The organism is Sphingobacterium sp. LZ7M1 (genome assembly GCF_024296865.1).
Taxonomy (GTDB): domain Bacteria; phylum Bacteroidota; class Bacteroidia; order Sphingobacteriales; family Sphingobacteriaceae; genus Sphingobacterium.
Genome location: NZ_CP101134.1, coordinates 3,368,384 through 3,389,236 on the forward strand (window position 1 = coordinate 3,368,384; position 20,853 = coordinate 3,389,236).

16 protein-coding genes and 2 tRNA genes are annotated in these 20,853 nt (G+C 40.3%); 9 read left to right on the top strand and 9 right to left on the bottom strand.

Going from position 1 to position 20,853, the window contains the following annotated elements; translation table 11 throughout:
* The first annotated feature begins 76 nt into the window (after positions 1 to 76).
* The 3 genes from bamA to NMK93_RS14565 all read left to right on the top strand — a co-directional run bounded on the left by bamA (position 77) and on the right by NMK93_RS14565 (position 3,903).
* A complete protein-coding gene (gene bamA / locus NMK93_RS14555) occupies positions 77 to 2,650 on the top strand; it encodes an outer membrane protein assembly factor BamA (protein WP_254528084.1) in 2,574 nt (857 codons plus the stop codon).
* A gap of 57 nt (positions 2,651 to 2,707) precedes the next feature.
* On the top strand, positions 2,708 to 3,241 hold the full coding sequence (locus tag NMK93_RS14560; protein ID WP_254528085.1) for an OmpH family outer membrane protein: 534 nt from the start codon (positions 2,708 to 2,710) through the stop codon (positions 3,239 to 3,241).
* A gap of 107 nt (positions 3,242 to 3,348) precedes the next feature.
* Entirely contained in the window at positions 3,349 to 3,903 is a 555-nt protein-coding gene (locus NMK93_RS14565) for an OmpH family outer membrane protein (protein ID WP_254528086.1), read from the top strand.
* Positions 3,904 to 3,988: 85 nt separating this feature from the next.
* Here the strand turns inward: NMK93_RS14565 and NMK93_RS14570 are convergent, their stop codons facing one another.
* On the bottom strand, positions 3,989 to 5,680 hold the full coding sequence (locus NMK93_RS14570) for a GMC oxidoreductase (protein WP_254528088.1): 1,692 nt from the start codon (positions 5,678 to 5,680) through the stop codon (positions 3,989 to 3,991).
* Positions 5,681 to 5,971: 291 nt separating this feature from the next.
* Between NMK93_RS14570 and NMK93_RS14575 the strand changes: the two genes are divergently transcribed.
* Together NMK93_RS14575 and NMK93_RS14580 are read left to right on the top strand one after the other, a co-directional pair.
* Positions 5,972 to 7,267: a (Fe-S)-binding protein gene (locus NMK93_RS14575; RefSeq protein ID WP_254528091.1), complete on the top strand. Its 1,296-nt coding sequence runs from the start codon at positions 5,972 to 5,974 to the stop codon at positions 7,265 to 7,267.
* 11 nt (positions 7,268 to 7,278) lie between these two features.
* Positions 7,279 to 8,073 (top strand): (Fe-S)-binding protein, encoded by a 795-nt coding sequence (locus NMK93_RS14580; RefSeq protein WP_185214035.1) that lies wholly within the window; start codon positions 7,279 to 7,281, stop codon positions 8,071 to 8,073.
* 139 nt (positions 8,074 to 8,212) lie between these two features.
* Here the strand turns inward: NMK93_RS14580 and NMK93_RS14585 are convergent.
* The 5 genes from NMK93_RS14585 to NMK93_RS14605 form a co-directional block, all read right to left on the bottom strand.
* Positions 8,213 to 8,296 (bottom strand) — tRNA-Leu (locus NMK93_RS14585).
* Between the two features lie 45 nt (positions 8,297 to 8,341).
* Positions 8,342 to 9,229 (bottom strand): exopolyphosphatase, encoded by an 888-nt coding sequence (locus tag NMK93_RS14590; RefSeq protein ID WP_185214036.1) that lies wholly within the window; start codon positions 9,227 to 9,229, stop codon positions 8,342 to 8,344.
* A gap of 79 nt (positions 9,230 to 9,308) precedes the next feature.
* A complete protein-coding gene (locus NMK93_RS14595; protein WP_254528097.1) occupies positions 9,309 to 10,331 on the bottom strand; it encodes a Gfo/Idh/MocA family oxidoreductase in 1,023 nt (340 codons plus the stop codon).
* A 10-nt stretch (positions 10,332 to 10,341) separates the two neighbouring features.
* On the bottom strand, positions 10,342 to 10,962 hold the full coding sequence (locus NMK93_RS14600) for a hypothetical protein (protein ID WP_185214038.1): 621 nt from the start codon (positions 10,960 to 10,962) through the stop codon (positions 10,342 to 10,344).
* A 78-nt stretch (positions 10,963 to 11,040) separates the two neighbouring features.
* On the bottom strand, positions 11,041 to 13,617 hold the full coding sequence (locus tag NMK93_RS14605; protein WP_185214039.1) for a phosphoenolpyruvate carboxylase: 2,577 nt from the start codon (positions 13,615 to 13,617) through the stop codon (positions 11,041 to 11,043).
* Positions 13,618 to 13,931: 314 nt separating this feature from the next.
* On the opposite strand from NMK93_RS14605, the gene NMK93_RS14610 reads away from it, so the two are divergent.
* Positions 13,932 to 16,130 carry an FUSC family membrane protein gene (locus NMK93_RS14610; RefSeq protein ID WP_254528098.1) on the top strand — a complete coding sequence of 733 codons (2,199 nt, stop codon included), beginning with the start codon at positions 13,932 to 13,934 and terminating at the stop codon, positions 16,128 to 16,130.
* The gene (locus NMK93_RS14615) at positions 16,114 to 17,091 is read left to right on the top strand and encodes a YpdA family putative bacillithiol disulfide reductase (protein ID WP_185214041.1); all 978 of its coding nucleotides are present in this window, start codon (positions 16,114 to 16,116) and stop codon (positions 17,089 to 17,091) included. Before NMK93_RS14610 ends, NMK93_RS14615 begins: the two co-directional genes overlap by 17 nt.
* Here NMK93_RS14615 and NMK93_RS14620 read toward each other — a convergent pair.
* A complete protein-coding gene (locus tag NMK93_RS14620; RefSeq protein ID WP_185214042.1) occupies positions 17,080 to 17,691 on the bottom strand; it encodes a TetR/AcrR family transcriptional regulator in 612 nt (203 codons plus the stop codon). The genes NMK93_RS14615 and NMK93_RS14620 overlap by 12 nt on opposite strands.
* A gap of 102 nt (positions 17,692 to 17,793) precedes the next feature.
* Here NMK93_RS14620 and murB point away from each other — a divergent pair, with 102 nt between their 5' ends.
* Positions 17,794 to 18,810 (top strand): UDP-N-acetylmuramate dehydrogenase, encoded by a 1,017-nt coding sequence (murB, locus tag NMK93_RS14625; RefSeq protein ID WP_254528100.1) that lies wholly within the window; start codon positions 17,794 to 17,796, stop codon positions 18,808 to 18,810.
* Between the two features lie 285 nt (positions 18,811 to 19,095).
* Positions 19,096 to 19,611, top strand: coding sequence for an RNA polymerase sigma factor (locus tag NMK93_RS14630; RefSeq protein WP_185214044.1), 516 nt, complete (start codon positions 19,096 to 19,098; stop codon positions 19,609 to 19,611).
* A gap of 115 nt (positions 19,612 to 19,726) precedes the next feature.
* Here the strand turns inward: NMK93_RS14630 and NMK93_RS14635 are convergent, their stop codons facing one another.
* Together NMK93_RS14635 and NMK93_RS14640 are read right to left on the bottom strand one after the other, a co-directional pair.
* On the bottom strand, positions 19,727 to 20,647 hold the full coding sequence (locus NMK93_RS14635) for a PfkB family carbohydrate kinase (RefSeq protein ID WP_254528102.1): 921 nt from the start codon (positions 20,645 to 20,647) through the stop codon (positions 19,727 to 19,729).
* 56 nt (positions 20,648 to 20,703) lie between these two features.
* Positions 20,704 to 20,777: transfer RNA gene (locus tag NMK93_RS14640), tRNA-Asn, on the bottom strand.
* Between the last annotated feature and the right edge of the window lie 76 nt (positions 20,778 to 20,853).

The window sequence follows — 20,853 nt, forward strand, 5'->3', positions numbered from 1 at the left end:
TCAGAAATTCGTAATATTTCTTTTAACAAAAATTAACAAGACTTTGCTGTACTTTAGCAGACATAATAAAAAGTAGATGAAGCGTATAATTAAACTTTCTATTTTACTCACCTTCTTAATTTGCAATTTCGCGCAGGCTCAGATAACAGGAAATAGGCCTTTGAATTTGAACAATCCAGATGACATTACTTATTTGGACCCTAAAAACTATGTTATCGGTGGAGTAACCGTTACTGGAGCACAGTACCTAGACTCCGAAGTCCTCGTCACCATCTCCAAATTATCAGTTGGGCAATACATCGAGGTTCCTAGCGAACAAACATCAAATGTAATCAAGGATTTGATGGCGCAAAACCTATTTGAAGACGTTCAATTATATGCTACCAAAATCCAAGAAGAAACGATCTTCCTTGAAATCAGGGTGGTGGAAAGACCACGATTGACCAGGATCGACATCAATGGACTGAGCAAATCGCAAACAGAGGAAGTCCGCAAGCGGTTAAATACCAATGCCGGTAAAATTGTCAATGACAACCTCCTATTAACGACCAAAGCCACTATCGAGAAATTCTTAAGGGAAAAATCCTTCCTTTATCCTGATATCAAGATTACGACGAAACCTGACTCTGCTCAAGCAAACAACGAAATTGTCGTGGTGGATGTGGAAAGAAATAAAAAGATTAAAGTCAACAGCATCAATTTCACTGGAAATGAAGAATTCAGCAATAAGCAGTTGACTAAATTCATGAAAGGTGTACGTCCTAGAGCATGGTTCAGAGTATTCGGACCTGGGAAGTTCAAGGATGATAAATATGAGGAAGCAAAAACAAACCTGGTTGCCAAAATGCAAGACAAAGGTTTCCGTGATGCTCAAATCTTAAAAGATACCGTAAGACGTCATGACAACAACGAAGTTGCCATCGACATCGATGTATATGAAGGTCCTAAATATTACGTAGGTAATATCTCATGGTCAGGAAACTCAAAATTCAAAGACTCTACCTTAAATATCCTATTGGGTATCCAACACGGTGATGTTTACAGTGAGGAAAAATTAAACTCCAAATTGAGTGGTCCGACCAGGAACTCGGATGATATCGCTGCGATTTACCAAAACGACGGTTACTTAACATTCAGTGTTCAACCGGTGATCAAACGTATCTACCAAGATACCATCGATCTGGAAATCCAGATGTTTGAGGGTAAGCAATATACGATCAACAATGTAATCCTGAAAGGTAATGATGTGACGAACGACCGTGTTGTCCTACGTTCTATCTATACCAAGCCGGGTCAAAAATATTCGCGTGAGCTATTGGTAAGAAGTGTTCGTGAGATTTCCCAATTAGGGATGTTTGATGAGCAGAAGGTTCAACCTATGCCGACCAACCTAAACTACGAAGAAGGTACGACAGACATTGAATTCTCGGTGGCTGAAAAACCATCCGATCAGGTTGAGCTATCCGGAGGTTATGGTGCTGGTCAGGTAATCGGTACATTGGGTCTGACCTTTAACAACTTCTCTACCAGCAATTTCTTCAAGAAAGAATCATGGAAACCACTTCCAAGAGGAGACGGACAGAAATTGAGCATCCGTGGACAGACTTCAGGAAAACGCTATCAATCCTATAGCTTCTCCTTCTCAGAGCCATGGTTAGGTGGTAAGAAACCTATTTACTTTGGTTTGAGTGCCTATATCTCGAATTCACAATTACAACGTTATAACTATTTGGAAAACCGTTATGAGGATTATGAGGGTATCCCTAAAATCCAGATGCACGGTGTGACTGCGACATTGGGTAAACGTCTTCAATGGCCAGACAACTATTTCCAGATCAACAGTTCATTGTCTTACCAACGTTACTTCTTGGATAACTATGGTGGTATCTTCGTTTTCTCGGATGGTACAGCATACAACATCAACTTTACCCAAGAGATCAGCCGTAACTCTATCGATGCGCCGATCTATCCTACTTCTGGTTCACATATCAAGTTCTCGGTTCAATTGACGCCTCCATATTCAATGTGGAACAACATGAACTATGAAACTGCTCCAGACAATGAAAAGTATAAATTCACGGAATACCATAAATGGAAATTTGATTCCCAATGGTATACCAAGATCGCTGGTAAATTGGTATTGAAAGCACAGGCGCAGTTTGGTTACTTAGGAAATTACAGCTCACAGGCACCAATTTCCCCATTTGAGCGTTTTAAATTAGGTGGTGATGGTATGCAAGGGTTTGACTTCTTACAAGGATCTGAGATCATTGCGATGCGTGGATACGCGAACGGCGCATTGATTCCAGCATCTACAGGAAGCAACCAACAAGGTATCGCCATCCAGTCTGGTAGCCCGATTTATGCGAAGTACCAGATTGAATTACGTCACCCGATCATGTTAAATGACCAAGCAACGGTATTTGCCTTGGCATTTGCTGAAGCAGGTAACACTTGGAACAAATTTGATGAAGTAAATCCATTCAAGGTTCGTCGTTCAGTAGGTGTTGGTGCACGTATCTTCTTACCGATCTTCGGTATGTTGGGTATTGACTACGGTCATGCATTGGATCCAATCCCTGGATTGACTACGGATCGCTGGAAACAAAACTTCACATTCAGTATAATCCAAAATATGGGTGGGTTCTAATTAAACTTTTTAATAATTAAATTGTCTTAAACATAGAATTTAAAAAATAATATGTCGATGAAAAGAATAGGAATATTAATCGTGATGTTAACCATGTTGGGTTCAGTTTCGTTTGCCCAGAAATTAGCATATGTAGATTCAGAATATGTCATGAAACATATCCCTGAATATAATTCAGCTCAGAAGCAATTAGATGATCAATCTAAGGTATGGCAAGCTGAGGTTGATAAGCAATACGCAGAAATAGAACGTATGTATCAATCCTATCAAAAGGATCAGGCGAACTTAAATCCAGATATGCGCAGACGCCGCGAGGACGAGATCGTAAATAAAGAAAAGGCCGTAAAGGAATTCCAACGCAGCAAATTTGGTTTCGAAGGAGAACTTTTCAAACAACGTGAAAACTTGATGAAACCTATACAGGCTCGTGTTAGCAAAGCTATCCAAGATGTAGCAGCTGCAGGTCAATTTGATTTCATTATGGATAAAAGAAGTGAAAATGCGTTCCTTTATGCCAATCCAAATTTGGATAAAAGTAACGATGTTATCACGAAATTAGGGTTGAAACCTAATCCTTATTTAGCGAACTAATAATTTTTATTATAATTGCGAACTAATTTATTATTTAACATAAAACAAAACAAGAATATCCTTATATCCGAAAATATAAGACTAACAAAAAAAGCATGAAAAATTTATTGAAAAGTGTAGTATTAGCAACAGGAATTTTATTGGCGGGTAACGCAGTAAATGCACAACAAAAAATTGGACATATCAACACAGCTGAAATTGTTCAGTCTACCAATGAGTTCAAAGCTGCTGAAGGTCAAATGCAAACCTTACAAGAGACTAAGCAAAAGGAAATTCAAGGTATGATCAGTGAGTACCAAAAGCAACAAAACAATGCGAACGAGAAATTGAGAAACCGTAGTGAAGCGAACAAAGAAACTGTAGATGCAGAGGTTCAAACTATCGCTAACACTATGCGTGAAATGGAAACTCGTATCCAAAGTGTTCAACAAGCTGCACAAGAAGAAATTGGCAAAAAACAACAAGAATTATACGCTCCTATCGAGCAAAAAGTAATGACTGCTATCAATGCTGTAGCTAAAGAAAAAGGCTATGCATATGTTTTTGACATCTCTTCTGGTAGTGTTCCTTACTTCCAAGGTGGTGACGACTTGACTGCAGACATCAAAACTAAATTAGGTGTTTCTGCTACTGCTGCACCAGCTGCTGCTCCAAAGAAATAATTCCGAAAGCTAAAGGATAAAAAAAAGATCAACCCCTGGGTTGATCTTTTTTTATTTCCATCCGATTGGATCGGGAATGATCATCTTATAGATTTCCTTTTTTCATTTCATCCATGGCAAAATTGGCTGCACGAGCTGTCAAGGCCATAAAGGTCAGGGAAGGGTTTTGTGTGCCGGTCGAAGTCATGCTGGCTCCATCCGTGACAAAAACATTCTTACAGTCATGTACCTGATTCCATTTGTTCAGAATGGAAGTTTTAGGGTCGTTCCCCATCCTCGCTCCTCCCATTTCATGGATATCTAATCCTGGGTTCTGCTGACTGTTGTGCTGACTGATATTCTTCGCACCTATATAATCTAACATCTCCGCTCCTTGATCCAGGAAGTCTTGCATGCTCTTTTGGTCATTATCGTCATAGCCAACATTAAAGATGAGCTGCGCCATACCGTATTTATCTTTAAGGTCAGTACTTAAACGAACATGGTTTTCCGCTTTTGGAATGGTTTCACCTTGCATCATCATACTGATCCCCCATCCACCTACTTCAGACAGGCTATCTTTAAAGTCCGCCCCTACTTGCATCTCACTACTTCCTCCACGGCCACGATATGCACCAAAGAAAGAGGCATAACCGCGAAGGAAGTCCATTTCCTGTTTCTTCACATTCCTGAAGTTGGGAATAATTGGTTGTGTAGGTCTGCGACCGTAATAATACATATCCTCAAAACCATCAATGTTCGCAGAAATTGAACCCAGGTAATTATGGAAAGCGATATATTTACCAAGTAGACCCGAGTCATTACCTAAACCATTTGGAAACCGCTTGGAGGTCGAGTTCAATAAAATCTGGTTACTTGCGATGGTAGAAGCATTCACAAAAATCACCTTCGCGAAATATTCGGAAGTTTTCTGGGTTTCGGCATCAATTATCCTCACTCCTGTGGCTTTCTTTTGGTCCTCACTATAGATAATAGATTCCACGATGGAATTAGGCCTGATGGTTAAATTTCCTGTTTTAGCGGCCCATGGCAAGGTAGATGAATTGGAACTGAAATAACCGCCAAAGGGACATCCCCGTTGACACATGGTCCTGTTCTGGCACTTGGTCCTTCCCTGTGCGATATGGATTGGCTGAGGGTCTGTAATATGGGCACAGCGCCCAGCAATGACCTGCCGATCCTTATACTTGCTCGGTAATTTCTTTTGGATCATCTGTTCCACCGCATTCAGGTCAAATGGAGGAAGAAATTCACCATCGGGCATGGCTGCATTGCCATCTCGATTTCCTGAAACTCCAATGAATTTTTCTACGTGACTATACCAAGGGGCAATATCGGCATATCGGATAGGCCAATCTACGGCAAATCCATCCCTGGCAGGCCCTTCAAAATCATGATCGCTCCATCGCTGTACCTGTCTTGCCCATAACAGCGACTTACCGCCTACATGATACCCCCTGATCCAATCAAAGGGTTTTTCCTGCACATATTCCTGATCCTTGTCCTTGGTAAAGAAATGCATGGCATCCTCATTGAAGGCATAGCATCTGGAGGCAATAGGATTCTCCTGTTTAATTTTAAGTGGCACCCGATTATGATGATCAAATTGCCAAGGATCCATATAAGCAGTTGGATAGTCCTTGACATGCTGCACATCAAAACCACGTTCCAAGACTAAGGTCTTGAAGCCTTTTTCACAGAATTCTTTTGCTGCCCATCCTCCGGAGATCCCCGATCCAATGACGATAACATCAAAGTTGTCGTTACTATTTGCCATCTCTTGATTGTTTGTAAGATTTTAGCCTGTACCCAAAATAGCCTGAATGATCAGATATTCACCATATTTGACACAGGAAGCTTGTTTTTTAAGGTTGATAATAGCTTGCAATATACAAAATGGGGCTTAATTATCAGGGCTATTTGTTGTATCAATTATTATACTTAACTTGATTTTCAGGCTCTTAATCATTATTGAATCCTGTCAATTATTTTTAATCTTTCTAAATAATTTATTATGCATGCATAGTATAATCTGATTAATTATATTTGTTAACCTAAGTATTAAACTATGATAAGTCAACTCATTTTTGGTATTATCTTACTGGCGGCCTTGGTCTTATTTTACAGGAATGCGAGTAAAATCTATAGAAATATAAAGCTAGGTAAATCGGTTGATCGCTTTGACCAGCCTGGAGAACGCATCAAGATCATGCTGTTGGTAGCTTTTGGACAGAAGAAGATGTTCAAGCGCCCCATTCCAGCTTTGCTCCATTTATTTGTGTATGTAGGTTTTGTCATCATCAATATCGAGATGCTGGAAATCGTGATTGATGGGTTATTTGGCACCCATCGTGTATTTTCAGAAGCATTGGGCGGACTATATGATTTCCTGATTTTCTCGTTTGAGATCTTGGCATTCTTGGTTTTGATGGGATGTGTGGTCTTTATGATCCGCAGAAATGTGCTGAAGGTCAAGCGCCTGAATCAAAGCGAACTGAACAATTGGCCAAAAACGGATGCCAACCTGATCCTTACAGCAGAGATCTTATTGATGGCTGCCTTTTTAACGATGAATGCTGCAGACCTAAAATTACAGGTCCTTGCAGTTGATGGCTATCATGCAGTGGGTTCCTTTCCAATCAGCTCCTATTTAGTTGGCATCCTTCCGGATTCGCCGGAGGTATTGATTGGGATTGAAAGATTCTGCTGGTGGTTCCATATCATTGGGGTCTTGGCTTTCCTGAATTACTTACCGATCTCCAAACATTTACATATCCTATTGGCATTCCCCAATACCTATTTCAGCAGATTGGAACCAAAAGGCGAGTTCAACAACATGCCATCTGTGACCGAAGAGGTGAAAGTGATGTTGGATCCTAGTCTCCCGCCCCCTACTGGCGAACCAAGCCGATTTGGGGTCAAGGATGTTCAGGACCTGACCTGGAAGAATCTTTTGGATGCCTATACCTGTACGGAATGTGGCCGTTGTACATCGGCATGTCCTGCAAATATGACCGGGAAATTGCTGTCACCTCGTAAGATCATGATGGATACCCGTGACCGTATAGAAGAGGTTGGAAAGAATATAGACAAGAATGGAAGCTTTGTAGAGGATGGAAAGGCTTTATTGGACACTTATATCAGTAGAGAGGAGATTTGGGCCTGTACGAGCTGTAATGCCTGTGTGGAGCAATGTCCAGTCAACATCAATCCATTGGAGATTATCATAGGACTAAGGCAGTATGCCGTGATGGAAGAATCTCAGGCCCCATCCAGCATCAATAACATGTTCTCTAACTTAGAGAATAACGGTGCGCCGTGGAAATATGCACAGGCAGACCGTGCGAATTGGGCAAATCAATAATATTTAAAATCATGGAAAATCAATTACATATACCTACCGTTGCAGAGTTAGTTGCCAAGGGCGAAAGCCCAGACCTGTTGTTCTGGGTTGGCTGTGCAGGAAGTTTTGACGAACGTGCGCAGCGTATTACCAGGGACATCTGCAAGATCCTCCAACATGTAGGCATCAAATATGCCATTTTAGGGACCGAAGAAAGCTGTACCGGCGATCCGGCAAAGCGTGCAGGAAATGAGTTTTTATTTCAGATGCAGGCAATGATGAACATCCAGGTACTGGATGGTTATGAAATCAAAAAGATCGTTACGGCCTGTCCGCATTGTTTCAATACCATCAAGAATGAATATCCAAGCCTAGGTGGCCATTACGAAGTGATCCACCATTCGCAGTTGATCCAATCCTTAATCGACGAGGGTAAACTGAGACCTGCCGATGGCCATGAATTTAAAGGGAAGAAGATCACCTTCCATGACCCTTGTTATCTAGGACGTGGGAACGGGGTATATGAGGCCCCTCGCAAAGCACTAGAGGTACTGGATGCTGACCTTGTGGAACTAAAACGCTGTAAATCGAACGGTTTGTGCTGTGGTGCTGGTGGCGCCCAGATGTTCAAGGAACCTGAAAAGGGTAACAAGGATATCAATGTAGAGCGAATTGAAGACGTCATTGAATCCAAAGCGAGCATCGTTGCTGCCGCATGCCCATTCTGCATGACCATGTTGAGCGATGGTGTCAAAGTAAAAGAAAAAGAACAGGAAATCAAGGTGCTGGATATTGCGGAGATTACGGCAAAAGCCAATAACCTGTAGGGAAACATAATGGGCCAGTAGTAAGGCCTAAAAAATCCCCTTTGTTGATAATCAAAGGGGATTTTTTGTTGGGTTTAATTTAGGGGAACAAAAAAAAGAAGCTATCTAAGCAAGATAACTTCTTCTATCATTTTCAGGGTGCCCAGGAGCAGATTCGAACTGCCACACCCAATAGGGCGCCACCCCCTCAAGATGGTGCGTCTACCAATTTCGCCACCTGGGCTTAGACATCGCAAAAATACTCTTTATTTTGATTTTTGCAACGAATTTAGACCTTTTCCTTCTTCAGATTTTTATTGATCAATGTTTGGATTATTCCATCAGCCAGACCGATACGTGGCGCCATGATATTCTTCAGGTGCCCTACTTTCATTATGGTCAAAAAGATCTCGGAGGCCGGAATAATAACGTCAGCCCTATCTTGCTTTAATTCAAGCACATTGATCCTATCTTTCAATGAATAAGAGTTCAGGTATACATATAAAGCTTTCAGTTTCGCATATGAAATTGGCTTATCAGCTTTTTCATTAGCTAAACGAGATAGCTTGTTGATGTTACCTCCACTTCCTATACCATAAATATTCTTATACCCTTTGGTAATGTTCTTCACCCATAACTTCATATCATCCCATGTCTCCGGACTATCTTGATTATCCAAGATACGGATAGTACCTAGGTTAAAGGATCTAGAAGCCACCAAGTCACCATTGGCGAACAATGATATCTCGGTACTACCGCCACCTACATCGATATATAGATAAACCTTATTTCTGTCCATGCTGGTATGGCTATGCACATTGTATATGATCTGGGCCTCTATTGCCCCATCAATGATATCAATGTCCACGCCTGCTTCCTTACATGCCTTGACAACATCCTTTCCATTGTCTGCATCACGCATGGCAGATGTAGCGCAAGCCATATAATCGGAAACCTTATAGACATCCATGAGGTTCCTGAAAGCACTCATGGTCTTGATCATGCTCTCAAATTTTCCTTCAGAAATATGTTGATGTATAAAGGCGTCGTCTCCCAATCGAAGGGGAACCCGAAGTAAAGTGTTTTTGTTAAATGTGATTTCGTTCTCTCTTACAATAATATCGGCAATCAACAGGCGGACTGCATTTGAACCGATATCAATAGCGGCATATCTCACGTTATATTAGATTTGAAAAGTTTAACAATGTTAAAAATCCTAAATTAACTAAATGTAAACTTTATATTAAATAGAAGTTTTATTTATTTGGTCCTAGAATCTCTAACTGCCAAAGAATTTGGTCTTTAGTGACAAAGTAAGGTTCATCTTCCCGAATTGTGCGATAGACTTCATCGAATAATTCCATGTAATTCCCTAATTCAGCAGGAACAAACCTAGAAACCAAATTACCTTCTTCATCCGGACTGGTCAAGACCCCTTCCATTCCTTCAGGCTCGATTCCATAGGCAGGATTGTTAGGGAGCATCCCATCGATCAATTGTGCTTCTTGCACGTCGGTTCTATTTTTGATGAAACTACCCTTGGTGCCATGGAGCACAAAACTAGCTTGAGGATTGGCCACTAAAAGACTAGCTGTGATATACACATTCAAGCCAGAGGTATAATTCAGGATAATACAACCATAGTCATCCACAATGGAACCTGGCCTATAAACGCCCCGAACCTTGGTCATCGCTTTAGGCTTGCCAAATAAGGAAATAGCCTGGTCAAGTAAGTGTGAACCGAGGTCGTAAATGACCCCTGATGCTGGGATTTTAGTTTCTTTAAACAGCTTTGGACCCAACTCTGGTTTAAAGCGATCAAAGCGAATGTGCAATTCGATAGGACGCCCAACCTCATTGTTCTCTATGACCTTCTTCAGTGCCAGGAAATCGGTATCAAAACGGCGGTTATGGAAAGGTAAGATATGTTTTCCCATATCATTTGCCACCTTAAAGAGCACATTTGCTTCCGGTGCAGTTGGTGCAAAAGGCTTTTCGATCAGCACATGTTTGCCGGCCTTCAGAGCTTTTAACGCGAACTCAACATGGGTATCGTTGGGAGTGTTGACAATGACCAATTCAATCTCAGGATCGTTGATCAAGTCGTCTACTGAATCATAGCTGATGATATTTGGGTATCTATCCTGCGCCAATTTCTTGGATCGCTCTACAATTCCTCTTAATTCGAAGTTTGGGTTAACCTCTATAAATGGCGCATGGAATACCCTTCCGGACATTCCATACGACAATATACCTGTAACTATTTTGTTTTCTGTCATTTATCTTTGCTTAGTGATGCGCATGGGCATCTGCTTTACCACCTACGGCAGTAAACAACTGAGCAACAGTTTCTGTTTGGGATTGTGCAAAATCACGCAAATCTTTATTGGTATTACGAGAAAGTCTTCTGAATTGTTCTTTTACCAAAGCAACTTGATGTTGGATATGGCTTAAGTACTCCTGGTCAGAATAAACTTTAGCATGTTGTAAAGCCAAAGGAGCTGCAGAATCTGCGATAGTAGAATCATTAACAACAACTGGAGCTTCATTCGGTTCAACGGCAATATTTTCTTGGCCTTCACCTGTGAATTTCTCCGTTCCTAGGATTGGGAAATCAACATGGTATTTAGTCGCCAATGAATCCATTTGAGGAAGGATATCAGAGAAAAATTTAGCAGCTTTTGCGGCAGCATCTTTCGCCTGTGCATTACCCACTGTAGCTACATGCTCTGCGTAGGATACCTCATAAGGTGCGATGGACCCTACTTGTCTGAAGAAAGCATACGCATCACCATCAACCAATGTCGTATGTGTGTATTTCAATTGGTTTTCATCAGCCGTTTTGAAAACACAAGAAGATAAAGAAGTACTTGCAAGAACTGCTGCAACTAATAATGTATTTAATTTCATCGCTTTATTATTTTAAAAACACACAAAAATAAAAAAATATCCCTATTAATGCCTATTTCTATCTAATTCAAAATCAATCTAAGCTAAATTTCTTCCTGCATTCACCACTCCATAAATGGTACGGCCAATTAATTTGCGGTATGTTTCTGCTTTAGACTCTTCCATTTTCTGCTTTTCAAGCAAACGGATGGCATAATGCTGGATAATCAACAATGGAAGGATAATTTTTTCTCTTTCTAAAATAGAAGCTCTTTCCACTGGATAATTTTCCATTAATTCTTTCATGCCGGTCAGTTTTAACAGATATTTCTTGGTTAAATCGAACTCATCTTTCAACATTGTCCAGAATTCACCAAATCTTGCATCGTCTTTCATATAGGACGTGATATCAAAATTGGACTTTGTCATGGACATCATACAGTTGTCGATTACCGTATTGAACATACCTGAAGTTTCGTACAGGTTCTTCACATATGACCAAAGGTTATTGTCCTCTGCCCATTGCAAAGCCGAACCTACACCAAAGAATCCAGGGATATTCTGTTTCAACTGGCTCCATGAAGTCACAAAACTGATGGCACGAAGGTCTTCCAACCTCAATTCCCTACCCGAATTTCTCTTCATCGGCCTGCTGGAGATATTCATGCTGGATAGTGATTTCAATGGACTTAAGGTTTCCAGATATTTCAGGAACAAAGGATGATGCCTTAATTCCAAGAATTTCTGATGGCTCTCTGCTGCCATGCGATCGATTACATCTTTCTGCTTTGCTGTCAATGTATCGCCTACCCTTTGCTGCAGATCAGAGATCAAACCTGCATGTAGCAATTGTTCAATATTATATTTTGCAGAATCCAACGAGCCATACTGACTACTGATGGTCTGACCTTGGATCGTCAATTGAATGTGGTTGTTTTCGATCTCCTTACCCATGGAAGCATAGAAACGCTGGGTTTTACCACCGCCACGCGCTGGAGGGCCACCACGACCGTCGAAGAATATCAGATCCACATCATACTCCCTTGAAATGGCTGTCAATTCGATCTTAGCTTTATAGATCGACCAGTTGGCCATCAGGTAACCGCCATCCTTGGTGCTATCAGAGAAACCCAGCATAATGGTCTGTTTGTTTCCTCTTTTCTTCAGGTGAGCAGCATACACGGGATTTGAATATAAGCTGCGCATTACGTCGGCTGCATGCTTCAGATCATCAACGGTTTCGAATAGAGGAACAAAATCCATGGTTAGATCTTTCTTGGTCCAGCCCTCCCATAGGAATAGCTGCATCAAGCCCAAGATATCGGATGCCTGTTGGCAATTGGAAATTATAAAGCGTTGAACAGCTCTTTCACTTCCTGTGGATTGGATTTCCTTTATCAATCGGATAACCTTAATGGTATCTTCGACAAGTGGATCTATGCCATCTTGCAATTCTAGGTTTGCTTCGGTGAATTTGATGTGTTTTTCCTTCTCTTCTTCCGAGCCTTCAATCTCTTTTAGTTTAATTCCCGTCTCTTTTGGATAGGTTTTTACCAACCAATCAAAGGTACTACGCAAGGCACTGCTGTCTTGGCGGATATCTAAAGTCGTGAAATAGCAGCCGAAAGTTTGGACTTTTCGTCTCAAATCTTCCACGATCTCTACAAACAGTCCGTCATGGTTTTCTTTCAGAACGCGAATGATCTCGGTCAGGTTGTGCAAGATCCTTTCTGTTTCATCAACAGGTTTATCACTTGGGTTGAAACTGTTTTCATAGAACAGCTCTTGTAGCTCTTCCATGTACTGTTCCACCCCACGGAAGGTAATCCTTCTTTTTACGATCCTGAAATCACGATAATAACATCTAAAGAGAATGGTTCTCAACAGATTTGCCACCTTTTTCGTGCTTTCCCAGGTCACATTTGGATTCCCGTCACGGTCGCCACCTGGCCAAAATCCTAACTCGATAAGGTGATTGACATCCTTAGGATTGATTTCCAGCTCATCTTCTATTTTAGCTTCGATTCCCGATGCAACACTATAAAAGACGTTTTCAAGGAACCAAGCCAAACTGATGGCCTCATCCACCGGAGTCGGACTTTGCTTATTGATAAATGGTGTTTTCCCTAATTGCTGAAGCAACAGGTGTATGGTTGGAATATCGTTTTTCTTGAGTTCATCAATCAGGTCATTGATGATGGACAGCACTGGACCAGGATAGAACTGGGTCGGGTGTGCGGTCAAAACTAACCTAACGGACATATCCTTTAATCTGGAAACGACCTGTTTCTTTAATTGGGGATTTGTCTGGGCCAGATTGAAAATGGATTCCAATCCGCCGGTTTCATCGCTTTTTCCAACGGCCTTGAAGGCAGAATCTTCCACCGCATCAAATAAAACAACCTGACGTTCTATATATTGAACAATGCGAAATAACAAGTCTAGACGGTCATCTTCCTGAACGTACTGCTCATATTGACCGAAGAAACTATCGATGATAACCTCAGGCGATAAATGCTCCTCCACTCCTTTTTCACAATGGGTCGTAAAAAATGGTAGGATAGTCCCCGTATGCTTTACCCTTTGAAAGGGCAAAGTCAAGAACAAACTTTTATATAAATCGAACCTCGTGAGGACTTCATTCTGAAAAGCTATTGTCTTTTGGCTTAATCTCATAGTAAGTAACGTATCTTGATTTTTGATAGTTGATTTGTGAACAAACACAAATATATCATTTTAATATCTTTTTAAGTAACTAATTGTATTATTTACACTAACTAAACAAAAATATTGCTATTTTGATAATGCAGGCTATGTGTTTAAATATGGAAACTTTAAAATCAATCTCATATTTCCTCAGTTTAAGGAACGGATCATTAATATTTTCACGACATGGGTTCAATCGCTTGGATAATTAAAGATTTTATTGAATTTCATGCATTTTACTCCATTATTTAACCACTGCTTACGTATCTTTGTTTCGACAAAACATGAAAAAAACCAAAGAATTAAGCAATTTCTTCTACAGTCAGTATTTTGCTGACGGTCTTCGCATTACCATTGGTTGTGTTGTTCCCATTTTGATCTGTGCCTCTTTGGGCAAATTCCTCTTGGGAACCTATATTTCTTTGGGGGCATTATTAGTGGGACTTTCCGACACACCTGGAGCTCCATCGCATCGCAGAACGGGGATGATCGCTTGCTTAATCGTATGTATCCTGACCCAGTTCATCACCTTTTTAGCCAATGGGAATATTTGGATCATGGCTGTCGTATTGGGCTTTCTTTGTTTTACCTATTCCATGTTTGCCGTCTTCAATGCACGAGCAGCCACCGTTGGATCGATGGGGATCCTGATCATGCTGATCTATGTCGATGATGTGAACAGCTTCCAAGAGGAAATCATGCTCCTCTTCTATTTCTCCCTAGGTGCTATTTGGTATATGCTCATCAGTTTCTCGATTACCCAGGCTAGACCCTATCGATTGGCCCAACAGGAGCTTTCAGAAACCATTAGGCACGTAGGTGATTTCATTAGACTTCGCGCAAATTTCTATGATATAAATAAATCTATTGATGAGAACTATACTAAACTCATCGACAAACAGATTGAAGTACATGAGCATCAAGAAAATGTGCGGGATCTCCTTTTCCAAAGCAAAAGGTCCATTAAGGACACCACCAAAATTGGCCGGTACCTGACCTTGACCTTTAATGATGTAGTAGATCTATTTGAACAGTCCATGACCACGCATTATGATTATGAATTGATCAGAAAGGAATATGGTCATACGGGTATCTTAAAGGATTTTAAGCACCTGTTGCTTAAGACAGCAAACGAATTGGACCACCTTGCCTATCAATTGAATGCCAATCGTGTCCCAAAGCCGCTGTACAATTTTAAGGAGGATATTGAAAACATCATGCGCTCCATCGATGCGCTCGAGAAAAAAGAAAATATCAATAGTATCCCGCTGAAAAAGATCTTGATCAGCGTGAGGAACATCAGCATTTTTATCCATAATATCTATAATTATGCGGTTGTAAGACCGAACAACATCAAGAAACAGGAAATCGAGGAAGCATCTAAGTTTATCCAAACCGAACATATTGACTTGAGAAAATTGAAGGATAACCTTTCCTTCAATTCAAGTATTTTCCGACACGCTCTACGGATGGCTATCGTAATGGCCATTACCTATGTCGTTTTCAATCTGGATTTTTTCAATATCGGCACTATGGGAAGTTATTGGATATTACTGACCATTATGGTGATCTTGAAACCAGGGTTCGGATTGACCAAAGAAAGGAACTTCCAACGCCTCTTGGGGACTATCATAGGGGGAATCATAGGCGCAATAATCTTGATGACCGTACATTCGGAGGTGGCCAGGTTTGTTATTTTGATATTCTTTTTCTTGATTGCCTATAGCCTATTCCGAGTAAATTATATTATGGCAGTCATGTTCATGACGCCATACGTCTTGATTATGCTGAGCTTTTCAGGACTCAACACTTTTGAGGTTGCTAAGGAAAGGATTTTCGACACTTTCCTGGGTGGTATGATCGCCTTCTTATCGAGTTATATTATTTTTCCAAATTGGGAAAGTTTCCAGGTCAAGAACAATATCAGGCAATTGTTGATTGCCAATTATAAATACCTCGCTCAGGCGGTTAGGATTTTATCAGGCGAGGAGATCACGGTGACCAGCTATAAGCTTTCGCGGAAGGAACTCTACATTGCTTCTGCCAATATGGGTTCTACATTCCAGAGAATGCTCTCTGAACCTAAATGGAGGCAAAAGAGCACCAAAGAGGTCAATAGATTGGTTATCTTAAACCATATCCTTTCCTCCTATGGAGCCACCTTGCTAACGCAATTAACGGAAGCTACAGATACTAACTACACCAAGGAACACTTGACACTCTTGAAAAAGGTGCTTCAGAATGTCAGCAAATCTATCGAGGCTGTTCCCATTAAAGGTGCAGATGAATTTATTCCTGTAAGTGATTTTCCCGAGATTACGCCTGAAACGTTGAACCCCGTGGAAACCAAATTAATTACAGAACAATTGCAATTTTTAAATAAAATTTCCTCAGATTTATACAAATCTACCTTGGATGTGATGGAGAAAGAAAGCGCTATCCATCCTGGACAAATAGAAATGGCTAATGGACAACTTAATTGATGTATTGATAGTAGGCGGAGGTCCGATTGGGATCGCCTGTGGAATTGAAGCAAAGAAAAACAACTTAAGCCATGTAATCATTGAAAAGGGCTGTTTGACAAACTCCCTATACAATTATCCGATCAACATGACTTTTTTCTCCACCTCGGAGCGATTGGAGATCGGCGACACGCCTTTTGTCACAACAAACCCCAAGCCCAGACGTGCAGAAGCTTTGGAATATTATCGTCGGGTAGAAAAGAAGTTCAATTTAAAAACCCATCTATTTGAAGAGGTATTGACCATCAACAAAATTGATGGCACTTTTCAGGTCACTACCACCAAATCGATCTATAGAGCCAAAAATGTAATCGTAGCTACAGGTTTTTATGATATCCCAATGTACCTCGGAGTACCGGGTGAAGGTTTGGATAAGGTAAGGCACTATTATGATGACCCTCATTATTATGCTAACCAAAAAGTTATTGTCGTTGGAGCCAGCAATTCTTCCATTGATGCAGCACTTGAAACCTATAGAAAAGGTGCAGATGTTACATTGATCATCAGAAGCAAGGAAGTAAGTCCAAGGGTAAAATATTGGGTCCGCCCAGATATCGAGAACCGCATTGCAAATGGAGAGGTTAAGGTCCATTACCGATCAAATATTGTAAGTATCGGGGAAAGAGAAGTTCAGGTCTCGACTCCGAAAGGACTGATCAGTATCGAAAATGATTTTGTTTTGGCTCTGACAGGCTATCGACCAAACTTTGAATTCCTTGAAAAGGTCGGTATCGATGTTCCTACAACGGCACCTTGTATTCCCGCCCATAATCCCGAAACGATGGAAACAAACGTAGAAAACCTCTATCTGGCTGGAGTCGTTTGCGGAGGATTGAACACGCACCTATGGTTCATAGAAAACTCTAGGATCCATGCTCACCTCATCGTGAAAAATATTGTGGAAAAGAACCTAAACTCTTAGGCCATTGATAAAGATTTTTGCCAATTTTTTCTGAAGGTTCAGGATATAATCAAACTCTTCTTTGGATGGTGGCAGGAAAAGATTCTTAAATTCCTGAAGGATACCTATACGCATCCCCAATAAAGAAATCAACAAGATCTTGGCGGTTATTTCAATTTCTTCGACTTCGATCTCTTTGGTCTCCAAACCTTTTCTCAAAACGAGGCAGACCTGTTTGATTTCCTTTTCGAACAGAGAAGGTAAAATCGCTTCGATATCTGGTGGCATCTCATTTCTTAGCGAATAACTGAATTCGAACAGATTAAAGTTGTCTTTGATAATGCGTAATCTGGTACAGAGGAAAGCATCCATAGCTTCATTGACACTTTTGGATTGGGAGATTTTTTCCGTGGTTTCATTCACGATCTCATCAACCGCCATTTCAAATACTGCGGCGTATAATCTGTTTTTATCCGGAAAGTAATAGTAAAGTAAGGCTTTAGAAAATGATAGATCTTGGGCAATCTCTGCCATGGTCGTTTTTGCTAATCCATAATGTGCAAATCTACGCTTTGCCGCCTCCAATATCTTCACCCTTTTCGCATCTGCATTTTTTGCCATACACAATAAAATTAGTTTATAATTTGCCGTTTACCTATCTTTACAGCCTTGTAAACTAAGATAGATTAATTTTTCGAACTTTTAAAGGATTCGGTCAAAAAAATGAAAAACGCGACTCAAGAGAATAAATCCCTAAAAAACCTAAATACTTTTGGTATTGAGGCCATGGCAAATCAATATATTAAAGTAGAAGATGAGCAGGTTTTAAAAGACTTATTTTCTGCAGGAGCTTTTGAAAACGAATTTTTCATCTTAGGCGGTGGAAGCAATGTACTTTTCACCAAAGACTATCCAGGACTCATCGTCCATGTGGCCAATAAAGGGATACAACATTTCATTGAAGGAAACCAAGTATTCGTCACTGCTGCTGGCGGAGAAGTTTGGAACGACCTCGTTTGGTACTGTATAGACCATGATTTCCCAGGTTTGGAAAACATGGCCCTGATTCCAGGAACAGTTGGCGCATCCCCTATCCAGAACATCGGCGCCTATGGACAGGAATTGATGCATATCTTCTATTCATGCCGTGCATTTGATTGTAAAACTGGGGAGTTTATCACTTTCAACAATGAAGATTGCCGATTCTCCTATCGTGACAGTATCTTCAAAAGGGATTATAAGGGTAGATTCATTATCTGCAGTGTGACCTACAAGCTTGAACTGTTTGGAAAGATCAACACGAGCTATGGAGCCATTGAAAGCGAATTGGAGAAAAGGGGAATTCGTGCTCCAAGCATCAAAGATGTCGCAGAGGTGGTATCCTATATCCGTGTTGAAAAACTTCCTGATCCTTCCACTATAGGCAATGCAGGCAGTTTTTTTAAAAATCCAATTGTCGCGAAAGCACAATTTTCAGAACTTCAAAAACAATTTCCCGATATCGTACATTATACCATGGACCCCGACCATGAAAAGCTTGCGGCAGGTTGGCTGATAGAGCAATGTGGCTGGAAGGGAAAATCGGTTGGACAGGTTGCCGTGTGGAAAAATCAGGCTTTAGTCCTCACAAACATCGGAAAAGCATCGGGTAATGAAATATTTGAAGTATCGTCTACTATTGTGGACGATGTCAATACACAGTTTGGTGTACTTTTAGAACGTGAAGTAAACATACTATAAAAGTTTTCCACATTTTCGTGACTCCGATATTTTTTTTATTATAAAACAATAATCATTGATTATAATACAATAAAAGGCGATACAGGTTTTTAATCTACTTTCGTATTGCGAAAATTCCTTCTACTAAAATATCGATATCCACAATTTTATTAATTTACTGCACAAGAATTGTACATAGTAGCGTAGAAATATTATGGCTTAATAATTTTTTCGGTTGTTCAGCTTAAATCAGGCTCTTGCCTGAAACACATCGCATCATTTAACTATACTATAATCGCTAATTGTATGAACAAGATCGAATTTAACTCACTAGTTGTTAAGCACTCTGAATCACTTCGAAGTTATGCCAGAAACTTCACCCGTGATCATGAAGATGCTAACGACTTAGTACAGGACACCTTACTAAAGGCCGTCACGTACTTCAAGAACTTCAGGGACGGAACCAATTTGAAAGGTTGGCTTTACACCATTATGAAGAACACCTTTATCAATAATTACCGTCGCATAGTAAAAACGAATTCCTTTATCACAAAGGAGGAAGAAATTTCACAAATTAACCTAGTTGTATCTGCAGCAAAAAACAATGGTGAAAACAAATTCATCATGGAAGACATCAACTATGCTCTTTCCAAGTTATCCGATGAATATTATGTTCCTTTCACCATGTATTTCGAAGGTTATAAATACCATGAAATATCTGACCATTTGCAGATTCCAATAGGAACAGTAAAAACAAGGATACATGTAGCAAGAAAGTCCATGAAAAAGACACTTACTGCATATAAATTCAAAGAGAATTAATTCTCTTTAAGCATCCGAAAAAAAATATTATTAAAGGTTTAGGTAGATTAAGCCATATTCCCTTAAAACTTTTACGCTAATTTAAGGGAAGCCTAAAAAGAAATTCGAGATAAGCTTATTCGCTTATCTCGAATTTTGAAAGTTTTACAAACTCCTGAATACGCTCCGAAATTTCTTCACTGCTCAGATTCTGCAATCTTTCTGTTCCGAATTTCTCCACACAGAAGGAAGCCAAAGCAGATCCAAAAATAATCGCGTTCTTCATATTGGTAAAATTAACGGACTGTAACTTTGCTAAATATCCGATAAAACCACCTGCAAAAGAATCTCCAGCTCCTGTTGGATCAAATACATCTGCTAATGGTAATGCAGGCGCTGAAAAGATTTGGTCTTCCCCAAACAACAAAGCTCCGTGCTCACCTTTTTTAATGATCAGGTACTGAGGTCCCATCTGAAGGATCTTCTCTGCTGCTTTCACCAATGAGTACTCTCCAGACAATTGTCTTGCTTCCGCATCGTTAATTGTCAACACATCAACTTTCTTCAACACCTCTTTCAACTCATCTAATGCCACATCCATCCAGAAGTTCATGGTATCCAATACCACTAACTTCGGTTTCTTATCCAAACGTTTCAAAGTTGCCATCTGTACCGCTGGGGTCAAGTTTCCCAACAACAGATATTCACAGTCTTGATAAGAAGCAGGGATTTTAGGGTCAAAATCAGCCAATACGTTCAGTTCAGTGATCAATGTATCACGGCTGTTCATATCATTATGGTATTTTCCAGACCAGAAGAAAGATTTTCCTCCAGGAATAACCTCAATACCTTCAACATTGATCCCTCTTGATTTGATGATGTTTAAGTTATCATCTCCAAAGTCTTCACCAATTACAGAAATTAATTTAACATCTGGGAATAGATAAGATGCTGCTAATCCAGCAAATGTTGCTGCTCCACCTACGATTTTATCTGTTTTACCAAATGGGGTTTCAATGGCATCAAAAGCAACTGTTCCAACGATTACTAAACTCATGGATATAAATTATGTTATAAAAAAAATGCCGGCGATTGGCCGGCTGTTTTATCTTGCTCCTGAAGCTGGGCTCGAACCAGCGACCCTCTGATTAACAGTCAGATGCTCTAACCAACTGAGCTATTCAGGAATTCGAATTGATAAGGTTGCCCTCATCTTCAAAGTGGTACAAAAATAGGTTTTTAATAATTAATACACAAACAAAA